The sequence below is a fragment of the Bacillus sp. SB49 genome (genome assembly GCF_000469135.2).
GTDB lineage: Bacteria > Bacillota > Bacilli > Bacillales > Halobacillaceae > Halobacillus.
Genome location: NZ_CP048117.1, coordinates 2,005,946 through 2,020,082, shown reverse-complemented (window position 1 = coordinate 2,020,082; position 14,137 = coordinate 2,005,946). Strand labels below are relative to the sequence as shown.

The window sequence follows — 14,137 nt, the reverse complement described above, 5'->3', positions numbered from 1 at the left end:
GGTATCGGACATAAAGGCGGGATACGATGAATCACGAAGTGAATAATAGAGGACATCTCATGATCGGCGGCGTGTCGGTCAAAGAGTTGGCAGATCAATACGGAACACCTCTGTACGTTTATGACGTAGGGAAAATCAGATCGAATGCACGAGCATTTGTAGAAACGTTTCGTGAGTATGATGTACCGGCTCAAGTGGCCTATGCAAGCAAAGCTTTTTCCAGTGTGGCGATGCTGCAGGTGGCAGGACAGGAAGGGTTGAGCCTGGACGTCGTTTCTGAAGGAGAACTTCATACGGCGCTTGAAGCCGGGTTCCCTGTGGGGAAAATCCATATGCATGGGAACAACAAAAGCATAAGGGAGTTGGAGATGGCTGTTGATTACGGCATCGGCTGCATCGTAGTGGACAATTTCTATGAAATGGAGCTTCTTGATGCGATATTGACAGAGAAGAATACGGAAATTGACGTACTTCTTCGCGTGACGCCGGGTATTGAAGCTCATACGCATGATTACATATTGACCGGGCAGGAAGATTCGAAGTTCGGTTTCGATCTTGGCAGCGGGCAGGCAGAACTTGCCTTCGAAAAGCTGAAGGATCACCGGAAGATACATGTCATCGGTCTGCATTGTCATATCGGTTCTCAAATATTTGAAACGAATGGTTTTGAAATGGCAACAAGGAAGCTTTTTGAAACATTGGAAGAATGGAGAGAGAAGCACGGTTACGAAGCGAGTGTCCTTAATTTAGGCGGAGGCTTTGGGATTCAGTACACGAAGGAGGACCGTCCGCTGGATTTGGATCAATATGCCCATTCTTTGATCAAGGAAGTCAAACATTTATCGAAGCAGTACCAATATCCTATGCCGGAAATCTGGATCGAACCTGGTCGCGCGATTGTTGGAGAAGCAGGGACGACTATATATACGCTCGGCTCTCTTAAAGAAGTCCCTGGAGTACGGACGTATGTCTCGGTAGATGGTGGAATGACGGACAATATCCGTCCTGCTCTCTATCAGGCGAAATACGAAGCTGCTTTGGCAGAACGCATGACAGAAGACCCTGTCAAAGAATATTCAATTGCTGGGAAGTGCTGTGAGTCTGGAGATATGCTAATATGGGATGTGGCGTTGCCGGAAGTTGAGCATGGGGATAGGCTTGCAGTTTTCAGCACAGGAGCGTATGGTTATGCTATGGCAAACAATTACAACCGCTTTCAAAAGGCGGCTGTCGTGTTTGTCGAAGACGGAAAGCATCAGCTGGTCGTGCGGAGAGAAACATACCAAGAGATGACACGGCTTGATTTGTCTTACGAAAATGGAAAGGGGTAGAGAAAATGAAAAAAGCAACAATTCAATTTGAAAATGGAGAAAAAATGGTGATTGACCTATATGAAGAGGCGGCTCCAGGAACGGTAGCGAACTTCGAAAAACTTGCAAATGATGAGTTTTATGACGGTTTGACATTCCACCGTGTTATTCCTGACTTCGTTATTCAGGGCGGATGTCCGAACGGGACAGGTACAGGCGGCCCAGGCTACACGATCAAATGTGAAACAGAAGGTAATCCACACAAACACGAACGCGGATCTCTTTCAATGGCCCATGCTGGAAAAGATACGGGAGGAAGCCAATTCTTCGTTTGTCATTCCTCGCAGCCTCACCTGGACGGTCGTCATACAGTCTTTGGTAAAGTGATTGATGGTGTAGACATCGTCGACCGTGTCCGCGTCGGAGATGTAATGCAGAAGGTAAGAGTCGAAGAGAAATAATTGCAGAACCTGATATGAATTGATGATCACTGCCGTATTCCTGTTGGTTCTCCTTGTCGCTCCATTAAGTTTGTTTATTCATGAATTGGGGCATGTCTTTTTTGGTTTAGCCTTTCGCTCCGAATGCAGTACCTTGCAATTAGGACGGGGGTATCGGATTATAGATGTCCGCAGCAGGAAATTTCGTCTGGTCATTTGTCTGTTCTTTTTTCAAGGAGCATTCTCTATAAATGAAAGGGAACCCTCCTTCACAAGGCAGGAACAGGGATGGATCAGTTTCGGTGGACCTCTCTTCAACATAGGGGCGGCCGGCCTCGTCTGGCCGCTCCTTGGTATACATATTTTCTGGTCCTTACTGTTCTGGTTCAACCTTTATCTTGCTGTTGCGAATATGATCCCCTTTACCGTAAATGGCAGAAAATCAGACGGCTGCCATGTGTGGTCCAGCTTCCGCAGGCATGGGGGTTGAATATCGATGGAGAATCCTATATCCTATTACAAGAGTATGAGCTTGTAAGCTTCCTGCTTCTTAAAATGGACCGGGATAAAGGGCATTTGTTATGTTATCTGTCTTCTTTGGTCAGGGATGCTGGTAATCACCTGTTTCTGGGGCGCCATCATTCAGGGGGCAAAGTTAGGCTATCGCTTGAAAGTAACACACGGATTTCAGCCGTTATAAAGTACGGTAGTTCCAGGACCTTTTGTGCCTCTACGGCAAAATTGGAAGTTATTTTCATAATTGAGGGGTTAATATGCTAATTCGATATAAAAAATCATTTGAAAAGATTGCCATGGGTTTACTTTCTTTCATGCCGGAAGTATCCGATGTGAAAACTCTTCAGGAAATCATTAAAGAGTACGATTCTAATCCTGATTGGAATTTGTTCTTGTGGAAAGAAGAGGACATTCTCGGTGCTGTCGGCGTACGTCTGGAGAACGATGAGGCTGTCATACAGCACGTATCTGTCAACCCTTCCCATCGAAATATGGGTATTGGAAAGCAGATGATCCGGCGCGTTCGTGCACATTACGGAGAGCAGGTGCGTGTTTGTGCAGATGCTTCTACGGAATCTTTTGTAGATAAATGTGACGAAGAGAGTGCTTCTTCCCAAATTTGAAAGGAGGTGTCCGCTGACGGCACCTCCTTTCCGTTTGGATTCCTTAGGCTTGTTTGTTGCGGAGCTTATGTTTATAGACGAGTTGGGCATTATCCAAGTCACTGGGCGATCCGTACGCGACGCCCCAATCCAGGCACATCTGCTGCACTTCCTGTCTTAAGTAGAGATCCGTCAATGGAATATTCCAGCTGTGATAGGGCAGATCTTCCTGCAGATCCGATTTGATTCTGTTTAGATGCTCCAGGTAGGATTCTGCATCCACGCCTAATTCTTCTATCTCTGAAAGGCCGGATTCTGCTCGAAGAATACATCTTTTAATTAAGGTGTCTGCACCTTTCTTATTGTCTCTTCGATAATGATACATACAAACAGCTGTCTGTATGAAGAGGACCCATATAGAAGAGCGGTTTTTCGGGTCGACCTCTTTCCAATATTCTTCCAGTACTTCGTGGCATTCGAAGTAGTCACGGGTACCGTGAAAATGAGCAAGAAATTTTACATAAGGTGTTGGATACATAGTGGAAACCTCCGATTCTCCATTCCATTGTATAGAAACAGAGATCTGTTATGCAACTATCCCCCTGTCTCCGTCTGTTGATTCGGAGGTTTTTTTGATACGATAGGAAAGAAGTACAAACGTGAAGGAAGAATGCTATGATGAAAAGCTATCAAGTAAAAGTGGAAGGATTCGAAGGTCCACTGGATCTCCTTCTGCATTTGATCAACCGCTATGAAATTGATATTTATGACATACCAGTGTCGCAGATCACAGACCAGTATATGCATTATATTCACACGATGCAGGTGTTGGAGCTTGATCTTGCGAGTGAATACTTGGTGATGGCAGCCACCCTTCTCGCGATTAAAAGTCAAATGCTGCTGCCTAACACCGCTGTTGTCGATGATTTCGAAGAGAGTGAGATGGAAGAAGATCCGCGTGAGGATCTTATGAGACGTTTAATAGAATATCGAAAATATAAGCAGGCAGCTGAAGATCTGAAAGACAAAGAATTGGATGCAAACCGTATTTATACACGTCCTCCGCTCCGTACAGAGGATCTTTCGGAAGAGAAAGTAGAAACGGTGAAGCCTGGGGAAGCTTCCATTTATGATATGATCCAGGCGATGGGGCGTCTTTTGAACAGGAGTAAACAACCGTCATCCCAGGAAGCAAAAGTGAGGCGGGATGAAATCCCCATTCAGATGCGGATGGATGAGATTCTGACGAAGATCGAAACGCATTCTGGAGGAACCCCTTTTGACCAATTGTTCGAGAGGAGAACCAGACCGCACATTGTCGTTACCTTTATCGCGCTTCTTGAATTGATGAAAAATAATGATATTGTTTGTGTTCAGCAACAACATTTCGAAGAACTGATTGTGTTTAAGATGGAGGATGCACCATGGAGTTAGAAGAAACAAAAGCAATTATCGAAGGTCTTTTGTTCGCAGCAGGAGACGAAGGTGTGACAAAGAAAAAACTGTCCGTACTGCTGGAAGTGGACACGAAGACGGTCAACGGGATATTGGAAGAAATGAAAAAAGATTATAATGGAAAACACAGGGGCCTTACCATTATGGATTCCCAAGGGACTTTGCACTTGACAACCAAGCCGGAGCATGCCTCCTATTATAAGAAACTGTTGGATACACCAGGCTCAACAAGGCTTTCCCAAGCTGCGCTGGAAACCCTGGCTATCATCGCATACGAGCAGCCGATTACAAGAATCGAAATTGATGACCTGCGCGGTGTGAAAAGTGATAGGGCTATTCAAACGCTCGTCAATAGAGGCCTTATTGAGGAGAAGGGGCGTAAAGATGCGATCGGTCGTCCTGTCCTTTTTGGAACAACCAAGGATTTCCTGATTTATTTCGGATTGACGTCCATGGAACAGCTTCCGCCTTTAGCTGAATTGAAGCAACCCGGAGAAGCCGCAGGCAGCGGAGACCTCTTTTTTGATGAATTTCCGGAGAACCCCTTTGATGATTAATTACCGACCACCATTTTGGGTGGTCTTTTTTTATGGTTTTCCTTCTCTCTTACTACTGCATAGAAGAATATGCTTGTACTTTTTCGCATATGGTGAAGCAAACGACGTTGAATGGGAGGAACTTTTTTTGAAGAGGTGCTTATGGTTCTTCATTATCCTTTTTTTAATAGTATCCATGAATCAGGCAGGCAGTGTTCATGCAGAAGCGAACATTTCCGTATCCGCAGAGCGTGCGGTGTTGATGGATGCTGATTCTGGACGTGTCCTTTATGAAAAAAATGCATACGACCCGACGTTGATTGCAAGTACGACAAAAATTTTAACAGCGATTATTGCTATTGAAGCGGCAGACATCGAAGAAAAAGTTACGGTAAGTAAAAGAGCTGTTTATACCGAAGGATCTTCCATCTATCTAACAGAGAAAGAGAAAATCCCGTTGAAGGACCTTATTTACGGTCTTATGCTCCGTTCGGGGAATGATTCTGCCGTTGCTATTGCGGAACACGTTGGTGGCAGTGTTGAGGGTTTTGTGCAAATGATGAACGAAAAGGCGCTGTGGTTGGGTATGAATGACAGTCACTTCGAGAACCCCCATGGATTGGATGGGGAGACGCATTATTCCACCGCCTATGATCTTGCTCTTTTAATGTCTTACGCCATGAAGAATGAAACGTTCAAAGAGGTGACAGGTAGTGAGATGTATCGGTCGAAGAACAGAGATTATGCGTGGATGAATAAAAATAAGTTGTTAACCCAGTATTATGACCCGACAAACGGAGGGAAGACCGGATATACAAAAAAGGCGGGTCGGACGTTGGTTTCCAGTGCCGAAAAGGACGGCATGCAGCTGATCGCTGTCACCCTTCAAGCCTCGGATGACTGGAATGATCATGAACGGATGTATGAATGGGGATTTGAAAACTTTGAATCTGTCACTCTTCAGAAAGAAGGGACGGTTGAAGTTGGCGGGACATCTTTTTACATACCCCGTGATCTTGTTGTTCCTCTGACGTTGAATGAAAAAGAAGACGTGAAAGCTGTCTTTTACCGATATCAGAATGAGGATGCATCGTCTAATATGGCAGGTGTGACAACATTTAAAGTAGGAAACGAACCAGTAGCAGACATTCCTGTTTACAAGGAAAAGCCAAAGGAGGGCTTTTTCAAGGAGCTGAAAGGTTTCATGGACCGTATGATGGGGGTGGCGCCATGGTCAACGTAATCTGGGCCATGCTTGCCGTTACAGGTATCATCTATGCTGCTTTTGCTGGTACGATGGATCAGGTGAATCAGGCAATTTTCGCAACGCTTGATGAAGCAGTGATGATTACGCTCAGCCTTACCGGTGTGCTGGTCTTTTGGCTTGGATTGATGAAGATAGCGGAGACAGCCGGGCTGTTGGCAGGGCTCTCGAAGCTGTTCCGACCGATAGTACGACGGTTATTTCCTGACATTCCGGACGGTCATCCCGCATTCGGATACATCCTCTCGAATATGACAGCGAACATGTTCGGACTGGGTAATGCTGCAACACCGATGGGGCTGAAAGCGATGAAAGAATTGAAGGAACTATCCGGTTCCGATGAAGCCAGCAGATCGATGATCACTTTCCTTGCCATCAACACGTCCTCTTTGACACTTGTACCGACGACAGTGATCGCGATTCGGATGAAATACGGTTCCGTTGATCCAACTGCCATTATAGGAGCTACAATATTAGCGACGCTTGTATCCACCTGCGCCGCTTTAGTCATCGATCGGTATTTCCATTACCGTAGGAAGAGATCGGTCCGATTATGAGTATCTGGCTGATTCCGGCAATCATTCTTATTGTATTGGTGACAGCAACGATAAAGAAAGTTCCATCCTACGAAGTATTTGTAGAAGGCAGTAAGGAAGGGATTCACATTGCCATTTCCCTCCTTCCGTTTTTGTTGGGAATGATGGTTTCCATAGCCATTTTCCAGGCATCAGGGGCAATGGGGGCGATCGGCAGCCTGTTTGAACCGCTCCTTTCCGCAATCGGAGCCCCGGAGGAAATATTACCATTAGCTTTGATCCGTCCGATATCCGGAACCGCTGCCTTAAGCATGACGACAGAGTTGATTCGGACGCACGGTCCGGATTCCTTTATCGGCTACCTTGCTTCTGTCATGCAGGGAAGTACGGATACGACTCTTTATATCCTTACCGTCTACTTCGGAGCTGTAGGAATCAGGAAGATGGGGGACGCTTTGAAAGTCGGTCTTCTGGCAGATCTTGTAGGTATTGCGGCTTCCATTGTTATCGTAATCATTCTATTTCAAGGATAGGATGATTTTTTTTGTTCAAATATACCAATAATGTGTATAATGAAGAGGAATCATCGAGCCTCGCTTTAGAAAAGCGTGGCTTCGTGCTATGGATTTTAAAGAAAAACGAGTATAAGAAAGTTGGTGACGGTCGTATGGCAGAAATGGAACGACTACAGAAAGTGATCGCTCACGCAGGGATTGCATCAAGAAGGAAAGCTGAGAAATTGATCGCCGATGGAAAAGTAACGGTCAATGGTGAAGTGGTGACAGAACTCGGCACAAAGGTAAGCAGGAATGATGATGTCGAGGTGAACGGTGTACCGATTGACAAAGAAGAGCCTGTTTATTATCTCCTATATAAACCGAGGGGTGTCATCTCCAGTGTAAGTGACGATAAAGGGAGAAAGGTCGTAACGGATTACCTGCCGGAAGTGACGGAACGTATTTTTCCTATCGGCCGCCTGGACTATGATACATCCGGATTGATTCTACTTACGAACGATGGTGATTTTGCAAATTTGCTTATGCACCCGAAACATGAAGTGGACAAAGTGTATATCGCAAAGACGAAGGGCGTTCCGACAAGAGAACAGCTCCAGCAGTTGAAAAGAGGAATGAAGGTAGACGGCGATTACTTGAAGGCCGTACACGCCAAAGTTCAATCCACGGACTCCAGAAAGAACACGGCAATTGTCCAAATCATCCTTCACGAAGGGAAGAACCGCCAAGTGCGCCGGATGTTCGAAGCCATTGGTTTTCCTGTGGACAAGTTGAAGAGAGAAAGATACGGCTCGCTCGACTTGCGTGGAATGAATGCAGGGGATTACCGGCCGCTGAAGCCTCATGAAGTGAAACAGCTGAGACAGCTGGCGGAAAAAAATGTTGAATAACGTTCAAATTTAAAATTTCCATTCAATGGTATAATAATCTGGGGGTGGATAAAGTGAAGGAAAAGACATTGGCCAAGAAAAAAAAGCGCTTACTCTTTCGTTCGTTTATGCTGTTGGTCATGGCTGGTCTTGTCGTCTTTGCCATCTTTGCAAATGGGAAGGAAGATAAGGAAGTTATCGCCAAGGGGGAAGAGGCGCCTGATTTTCAATTGAAAAAATTTGGAACAGAGGAAACCGTCCGGTTAAGCGAACTGGAAGGTAAAGGCGTTATGATAAACTTCTGGGCTACCTTTTGTGGTCCTTGTAAAGAGGAAATGCCTTATATGCAGGAACTGTATCCGGAATATAAGGAAAAAGGTGTGGAGATATTGGCGATCAATCTCGATTCCACCGATCTCGTAGTAGATAAGTTTATCAACCAATATAATCTTACTTTCCCGATTCTTAGAGATAAGGATGGGCAGGTTATGGAATTGTATAATATAAACCCCCTTCCTTCCACTTTATTCATCACACCAGACGGGGATATTGAAGAACAGGTAATTGGTCCATTGACGTTGGATAAATTGGAAGGTTACCTGAAGAGGATTACGCCGGAGGAGTAGATTTTACACGATATTGTGAGGTTTTGTTAATGAACGAAATTACCTGTGAGTGTGGGCATGTGAATCCGGAAGGGACTGTGTTATGTGAGTCCTGCGGAAAACCTGTCGAGAAGAATCAACATATTGATGGCAATGATCAGAAAGAGCTGCTCAACATGAGGTATGACGGGAGCGCCCGTCGTTCGAAGACCTACAACAGGACGATCATTGATAAGATTTGGAATTTCTTTTCTTCTGTAAAAGTCGGAGTCTGGCTGATCTTCCTTACTGTTATTGCATCTGCCGTTGGCACGATACTCCCTCAAGAAATGTACATACCGCAAAACGTAGATCCAAGTACACACTACCGTGACCAATATGGAATGTTCGGTCAGATTTATTACCAGCTGGGATTCCACGATTTATTTTCGTCCTGGTGGTACATGCTTCTGATTGCCATGATCGGCATATCGATCATTATCGCGAGTATCGACCGCTTCTTCCCATTGTATAAAACCTTGAAGAGACAGAAACCGAAACGTCATGAACTATTCATGAAGAAACAGCGTATTTTCGGAGAGACGGTTCGGGATGATATCGACACGGAATTATTCAAGCAGAATTTAAAGAAACGCCGGTATAAGGTTACGGAGGAAAACGGTCATCTGCTCGCTGAAAAAAACCGCTTTGCCAGATGGGGACCTTATGTCAACCATATCGGCTTAATCGTTTTCTTGCTGGGAGCGCTTTTACGCTTCGTACCTGCTTTGTATGTCGATGATTTCATATGGGTACGGGAAGGGGAAACGGCACTGATCAACGGGACGGATGGTCAGTTTTACATTAAAAATGAAGCGTTTACCTTGGAAACTTATGATAAAGATAATCCGGAAGATGCCAGGTTTAAAGAAGCGCTGGAGAATCAGGAAGGTGCCATTCCAAAGACCTTCCGTACAGATGCTGTCATCTATGAGCGGACGAATCAGGGTGTTACCGGTGCGGAACCGGAGCTGAAAGAGTTGAAAGAAGGCGCCGCTACGATGAACAATCCGCTGAAATTCGATGATTATGCGCTTTATCAGGCAAGTTATCAACTGGATGAGTTTAAAGAGATGAGCTTTAAGATTCATGATAAAGACGATGACGAAACCAATTACGGGGAGTTCACTGTGGATTTGACAGCACCTGCTTCGGAATACAAAGTTGGAGACTATCGTGTGGAGATTGCCAACTACTTCCCGGATTATGAGATGGAGAACGGGGAGCCGGTGTCCGCCTCTAAATATCCACGAAACCCTGCTTTTGTCTTTCATGTTTATCCTCCCGGCGAGGCGGAACCGGAGACGAGTTTCCTCGGGATCGGTGCAAACATTGACGCCGGAGGGGACAATCAGTATAAACTTGGTCTTACAGCTTTCGATGTTCGGGACGTCACCGGATTAACGGTAAAGAAAGACCACACGCTTTGGCTCATTGCCCTCGGCGGTGCCATCTTCATGATTGGTGTCATCCAGGGTATGTATTGGAACCACCGCCGTATTTGGCTGCAACCGCGTGAAGACGGGGTATGGGTTTCCGGACATACAAACAAAAACTGGTACGCTTTGAGAATGGAGATCGATAAAGCCATCGACGGAACCAACATAGAATCACCGAAAGACCAATATGAAATGAAATCATAGATAGTCAGGAGGATGGATATGGGGGACTTGACGACGATTAGCGGCAATTTGCTGTATGCAGCTTTTTTTATCTATTTGATCGCAACTTTTTTCTTTGCAGGAACGATTAGAGACAAGAAGAAAGGGCGGAGTAAACTAGCGGGGAATATTGGTATCACCCTCGCAGTAATCGGTTTTCTGACTCAGGTCGGGTATTTCATTACACGATGGATGGTAAGCGGACATGCACCGGTAAGTAACTTGTTCGAGTACACCACCTTCTTCGGGATGATGCTCGTCTTTGCGTTTATTGTTTTATATTTCATCTATCGGTTGGATCTGCTGGGATTGTTCGCACTGCCGATCGCGCTGCTTCTGATTGCGTTCGCCAGTATGTTTCCCACGGAGATATCACCACTGGTTCCTTCCCTTCAGTCACATTGGTTATACATCCATGTGACGACGGCTTCGCTTGGACAGGGGATTTTATCCGTCAGCTTTGTTGCCGGTTTAATATTTCTTATAAGGCAGGTCGATCAATCAAGGCGATCGAAACATACCACATGGCTGGAATTTGTTATTTATATTATCGCAACCACCATCGCTTTTATTGTCCTTTCCTCTACCTTCAATGCTATAGGGCACGAAACGACGTTTGAAGCCCCGGTTGAGGGTCAGGTGAAGGAAATTGTCTACTACATGCCGGCGATCGCTGGTCCTTCCGGTGGAGAAAAAGTATCCGGTGACAATTTCGGGCCGCTCTTTGAAGTACCGGAGTGGATGCGAGGAGAAGACGCTGCGAAGAAATTAAATACGTTTATCTGGGCAGTTCTCGGAGGTCTTGTTGTGTATTGGGCGGCACGGATCATTCTGAGAAAACGGATTGCAGCAAGTATTCAGCCTTTGTTAAACAAGGTGAATCCTGAGGTCGTGGACGAAGTTTCCTACCGGGCCGTAGCGATTGGATTTCCGGTTTTCACACTCGGGGCGCTTATTTTCGCCATGATTTGGGCACAGCAGGCGTGGGATCGCTTTTGGGGCTGGGATCCAAAAGAAGTGTGGGCCTTAATCACCTTCTTCTTTTATGCAGCCTATCTGCATCTTCGCTTGTCACGGGGATGGCAGGGAATGAAATCCGCTTGGCTTGCTGTCGGAGGATTTGGTATTATTATGTTTAATCTCATTGCTGTGAATTTAATTATATCCGGTTTACATTCGTATGCGTAAACGAGAAGCCCGGCAGGGGGACGAAATGTCCCGCCTGCCCTTTGTCTAACTTAGAATATACAGTCGGAGGTAGGTAACATGGAACAAGAAGCAAGAATACTGGTCGTTGATGATGAAGAGCGTATCCGTCGGTTGATCCGCATGTATTTGGAAAGAGAGCACTACGAGATCGATGAAGCAGAGGATGGAGAAGAAGCTCTGCAAAAAGCGCTGAACAATGATTATGACGTCATTTTACTCGATTTAATGCTGCCCGGAAAAGACGGGATAGATGTATGTCGGGAATTAAGAGAGAAAAAAGCTACTCCAGTAATCATGCTTACCGCAAAAGGTGAAGAAGCCAACCGGGTTCAAGGATTCGAGGTCGGTACAGACGATTATATAGTCAAGCCGTTCAGTCCGAGGGAAGTAGTTTTGCGTGTGAAGGCATTGTTGCGGAGAGCATCCTCGACCAAATTCCTGGAAACAGATACGCAGGCGAGAAATGTATTGGTGTTTCCGCATATGACTATCGACAATGATGCCCACCGGGTGACTGCGGAAGGGGAGGAAGTTTCCCTGACTCCGAAAGAGTACGAGCTGTTGCATTTTATGGCGCAGTCACCAGACAAGGTTTTCGACCGCGAGCAGTTGTTGAAGGAAGTATGGCAGTATGAATTTTTTGGTGACTTAAGAACGGTGGATACCCATGTCAAACGCCTGAGGGAGAAGCTGAGTAAAGTCTCTCAGGAAGCTGCCGGTATGATTGTGACTGTTTGGGGAATCGGATATAAGTTCGAGGTCAGCGGAGACTGATGTTCTGGCGGAGTGTTGTCGGGAAACTCTGGTTCACCATCCTCCTGCTTGTATGCTTCGTCCTTTTTATCCTTACCATTCTGCTGCTTGAGTTCTTCCAAAACTATCACATACTCGAAGCGGAAAGCGATCTGCTTCAGACAGCCGACAAGATCTCTCAAGTTGTCGACCGCTATGAATCTGATGAAGACCTTCTGCTTTCATCGACTATTTTAGTTAAAGATCCAGCGAGCAGCGCAGTCATTGTCTGGGGACCCGGCGACAGTCTTTTCGCTGAAAGTGAATCCGAAGCGATGCCGCAGCTTGATGATGCGTGGTTTCGGAAGGACCCTGAACTTCGGGCCGTTATGGAAAATGGTAAAGACGTCAAAAAGATTGCAGATATGCAGGAGCATGCCTCCGGTGTGATGGTAGTTGGAACACCTCTTGAGAATAGCTCTGGAGCGGTCTTTGTCTATCAATCGCTCGACACCGTAGAAGAGACCTCGGAGCAAACGACGAAAATCATATTTCTTGGAGCAGGGATCGCGATTATTTTAACTACAATTTTTGCCTTTTTCCTGTCTACGAGAATAACAGCTCCACTTATTAAAATGAGAAAGGGAGCTATGGAACTCGCTAAGGGAGAGTTTCATACGAAAATCCCGATCCGAACGCATGATGAAATCGGCGAGCTTGCCATGGCTTTTAATCGGATGGGAAGAGAGTTGAAATTTCATATTAATGCTTTGAATCAAGAGAAAGAACAACTCTCAGGGATCCTGCGTTCCATGGCGGACGGTGTCATAACCATCAATCGTCAAGGAGATGTGCTCATAACGAACCCTCCAGCCCAGCAGTATTTGAAAGCCGCTGATTTCGAACGGGATCCGTCCCGGGATAAGGAAGAGGAGCTTCGTCTGCCGGAGCCTTTAAAAGAGCTCTTTCAAAGTGTTATAACAGAGGAACATGAATCCATGGTGGAAGTATCCGTACAAGGTCGCTCATGGGTGATCATTATGACCCCTCTCTATGACAGGGAAAAGGTTCGTGGCGCCGTCGCGGTTCTGCGTGATATGACGGAAGAACGGAGACTAAATAAGCTTCGTAAAGATTTTATAGCCAATGTTTCGCACGAACTACGCACTCCAATTTCTATGCTTCAGGGATACAGCGAGGCAATTGTGGATGATATTGCAGAAACTAAAGAAGACAAAAACGAGCTGGCTCAGATCATTCATGATGAATCCCTCAGGATCGGCAGATTGGTCAACGAGCTGCTGGATTTGGCCCGTATGGAAGCGGGGCATATTCAGCTCGCTCATGATACGATCGAAATGGGACCGTATATGCAGAAGATTATCCGGAAGTTCAGTGGTCTGGCAGGTGATAAACAGGTGAACCTTACGCTTGATCTTGCTCCTGAACTCGGCAGGCTTACCTTTGATCCGGATCGTATTGAACAAGTGTTCACGAACTTGATTGATAATGCCATCCGCCACACGGAAGAAGGCGGAGAAGTAAATGTGACGGTCGTTCCAGACGGGAATGACTGGGTCGCTTCGGTAAACGACAGCGGTATGGGCATTGCTGAAGAAGACCTGCCATTTGTATTTGAACGCTTCTATAAGGCGGACAAATCCAGGAAGCGAAAAACGAAGGATTATAAGAAAGGAACCGGTCTCGGTCTCGCCATTGCAAAGAACATCGTCGAGGGGCACGACGGGGAGATCAGCGTCCACAGCAGGCTTGGGGAAGGGACGACCTTTACCTTCCGCATCCCTTTCATTCATGGGTAATCCCCTTATTGCCAATTGTGACGGTTTC

16 protein-coding genes are annotated in these 14,137 nt (G+C 45.9%); 15 read left to right on the top strand and 1 reads right to left on the bottom strand.

All coding sequences use genetic code 11. From position 1 onward, the window contains the following. The first annotated feature begins 26 nt into the window (after positions 1-26). The 4 genes from lysA to M662_RS10615 all read left to right on the top strand — a co-directional run bounded on the left by lysA (position 27) and on the right by M662_RS10615 (position 2,889). Complete coding sequence (gene lysA, locus M662_RS10630) at positions 27-1,331, top strand: diaminopimelate decarboxylase (RefSeq protein ID WP_026577323.1); 1,305 nt, start codon at positions 27-29, stop codon at positions 1,329-1,331. A gap of 5 nt (positions 1,332-1,336) precedes the next feature. Continuing rightward, on the top strand, positions 1,337-1,771 hold the full coding sequence (locus M662_RS10625) for a peptidylprolyl isomerase (protein WP_026577324.1): 435 nt from the start codon (positions 1,337-1,339) through the stop codon (positions 1,769-1,771). 22 nt (positions 1,772-1,793) lie between these two features. After that, on the top strand, positions 1,794-2,240 hold the full coding sequence (locus M662_RS10620) for a site-2 protease family protein (protein WP_026577325.1): 447 nt from the start codon (positions 1,794-1,796) through the stop codon (positions 2,238-2,240). A 283-nt stretch (positions 2,241-2,523) separates the two neighbouring features. Continuing rightward, positions 2,524-2,889: a GNAT family N-acetyltransferase gene (locus M662_RS10615; protein WP_008640114.1), complete on the top strand. Its 366-nt coding sequence runs from the start codon at positions 2,524-2,526 to the stop codon at positions 2,887-2,889. Positions 2,890-2,932: 43 nt separating this feature from the next. On the opposite strand, the gene M662_RS10610 is transcribed toward M662_RS10615, so the two are convergent. After that, positions 2,933-3,406, bottom strand: coding sequence for a DUF309 domain-containing protein (locus M662_RS10610; protein ID WP_026577326.1), 474 nt, complete (start codon positions 3,404-3,406; stop codon positions 2,933-2,935). Between the two features lie 137 nt (positions 3,407-3,543). On the opposite strand from M662_RS10610, the gene M662_RS10605 reads away from it, so the two are divergent. The 11 genes from M662_RS10605 (at position 3,544) to M662_RS10555 (ending at position 14,109) form a co-directional block, all read left to right on the top strand. Beyond that, complete coding sequence (locus M662_RS10605) at positions 3,544-4,302, top strand: segregation/condensation protein A (RefSeq protein ID WP_026577327.1); 759 nt, start codon at positions 3,544-3,546, stop codon at positions 4,300-4,302. Continuing rightward, complete coding sequence (gene scpB, locus M662_RS10600) at positions 4,293-4,880, top strand: SMC-Scp complex subunit ScpB (RefSeq protein WP_008640108.1); 588 nt, start codon at positions 4,293-4,295, stop codon at positions 4,878-4,880. The genes M662_RS10605 and scpB overlap by 10 nt, the downstream gene beginning before the upstream one ends. A gap of 73 nt (positions 4,881-4,953) precedes the next feature. Beyond that, on the top strand, positions 4,954-6,102 hold the full coding sequence (locus M662_RS10595) for a D-alanyl-D-alanine carboxypeptidase family protein (protein ID WP_026577328.1): 1,149 nt from the start codon (positions 4,954-4,956) through the stop codon (positions 6,100-6,102). Further along, a complete protein-coding gene (locus M662_RS10590) occupies positions 6,090-6,680 on the top strand; it encodes a nucleoside recognition domain-containing protein (protein WP_008640105.1) in 591 nt (196 codons plus the stop codon). The genes M662_RS10595 and M662_RS10590 overlap by 13 nt, the downstream gene beginning before the upstream one ends. Beyond that, positions 6,677-7,192: a spore maturation protein gene (locus tag M662_RS10585; protein WP_026577329.1), complete on the top strand. Its 516-nt coding sequence runs from the start codon at positions 6,677-6,679 to the stop codon at positions 7,190-7,192. Before M662_RS10590 ends, M662_RS10585 begins: the two co-directional genes overlap by 4 nt. A 143-nt stretch (positions 7,193-7,335) precedes the next feature. Then, positions 7,336-8,064 carry a pseudouridine synthase gene (locus M662_RS10580; RefSeq protein ID WP_026577330.1) on the top strand — a complete coding sequence of 243 codons (729 nt, stop codon included), beginning with the start codon at positions 7,336-7,338 and terminating at the stop codon, positions 8,062-8,064. 53 nt (positions 8,065-8,117) lie between these two features. Continuing rightward, the gene (resA, locus tag M662_RS10575) at positions 8,118-8,669 is read left to right on the top strand and encodes a thiol-disulfide oxidoreductase ResA (protein ID WP_026577331.1); all 552 of its coding nucleotides are present in this window, start codon (positions 8,118-8,120) and stop codon (positions 8,667-8,669) included. Positions 8,670-8,698: 29 nt separating this feature from the next. Beyond that, on the top strand, positions 8,699-10,330 hold the full coding sequence (resB, locus tag M662_RS10570; protein WP_026577332.1) for a cytochrome c biogenesis protein ResB: 1,632 nt from the start codon (positions 8,699-8,701) through the stop codon (positions 10,328-10,330). A gap of 18 nt (positions 10,331-10,348) precedes the next feature. Continuing rightward, the gene (gene ccsB, locus M662_RS10565; protein WP_026577333.1) at positions 10,349-11,536 is read left to right on the top strand and encodes a c-type cytochrome biogenesis protein CcsB; all 1,188 of its coding nucleotides are present in this window, start codon (positions 10,349-10,351) and stop codon (positions 11,534-11,536) included. A gap of 78 nt (positions 11,537-11,614) precedes the next feature. After that, the gene (locus M662_RS10560) at positions 11,615-12,331 is read left to right on the top strand and encodes a response regulator transcription factor (protein WP_008638645.1); all 717 of its coding nucleotides are present in this window, start codon (positions 11,615-11,617) and stop codon (positions 12,329-12,331) included. Then, a complete protein-coding gene (locus tag M662_RS10555; RefSeq protein WP_008638644.1) occupies positions 12,331-14,109 on the top strand; it encodes an ATP-binding protein in 1,779 nt (592 codons plus the stop codon). Before M662_RS10560 ends, M662_RS10555 begins: the two co-directional genes overlap by 1 nt. The last annotated feature ends 28 nt before the right edge of the window (positions 14,110-14,137 follow it).

Coding starts and splice junctions, on each gene's coding strand:
- M662_RS10615 (WP_008640114.1), top strand. CDS start 2,524: ATGCTAATTCGATATAAAAAATCATTTGAAAAGATTGCCATGGGTTTA.
- ccsB (WP_026577333.1), top strand. CDS start 10,349: ATGGGGGACTTGACGACGATTAGCGGCAATTTGCTGTATGCAGCTTTT.
- M662_RS10560 (WP_008638645.1), top strand. CDS start 11,615: ATGGAACAAGAAGCAAGAATACTGGTCGTTGATGATGAAGAGCGTATC.
- scpB (WP_008640108.1), top strand. CDS start 4,293: ATGGAGTTAGAAGAAACAAAAGCAATTATCGAAGGTCTTTTGTTCGCA.
- M662_RS10555 (WP_008638644.1), top strand. CDS start 12,331: ATGTTCTGGCGGAGTGTTGTCGGGAAACTCTGGTTCACCATCCTCCTG.
- M662_RS10610 (WP_026577326.1), bottom strand. CDS start 3,406: ATGTATCCAACACCTTATGTAAAATTTCTTGCTCATTTTCACGGTACC.
- M662_RS10625 (WP_026577324.1), top strand. CDS start 1,337: ATGAAAAAAGCAACAATTCAATTTGAAAATGGAGAAAAAATGGTGATT.
- M662_RS10605 (WP_026577327.1), top strand. CDS start 3,544: ATGATGAAAAGCTATCAAGTAAAAGTGGAAGGATTCGAAGGTCCACTG.
- M662_RS10590 (WP_008640105.1), top strand. CDS start 6,090: ATGGTCAACGTAATCTGGGCCATGCTTGCCGTTACAGGTATCATCTAT.
- M662_RS10580 (WP_026577330.1), top strand. CDS start 7,336: ATGGAACGACTACAGAAAGTGATCGCTCACGCAGGGATTGCATCAAGA.
- M662_RS10620 (WP_026577325.1), top strand. CDS start 1,794: ATGATCACTGCCGTATTCCTGTTGGTTCTCCTTGTCGCTCCATTAAGT.
- resB (WP_026577332.1), top strand. CDS start 8,699: ATGAACGAAATTACCTGTGAGTGTGGGCATGTGAATCCGGAAGGGACT.
- M662_RS10585 (WP_026577329.1), top strand. CDS start 6,677: ATGAGTATCTGGCTGATTCCGGCAATCATTCTTATTGTATTGGTGACA.
- lysA (WP_026577323.1), top strand. CDS start 27: ATGAATCACGAAGTGAATAATAGAGGACATCTCATGATCGGCGGCGTG.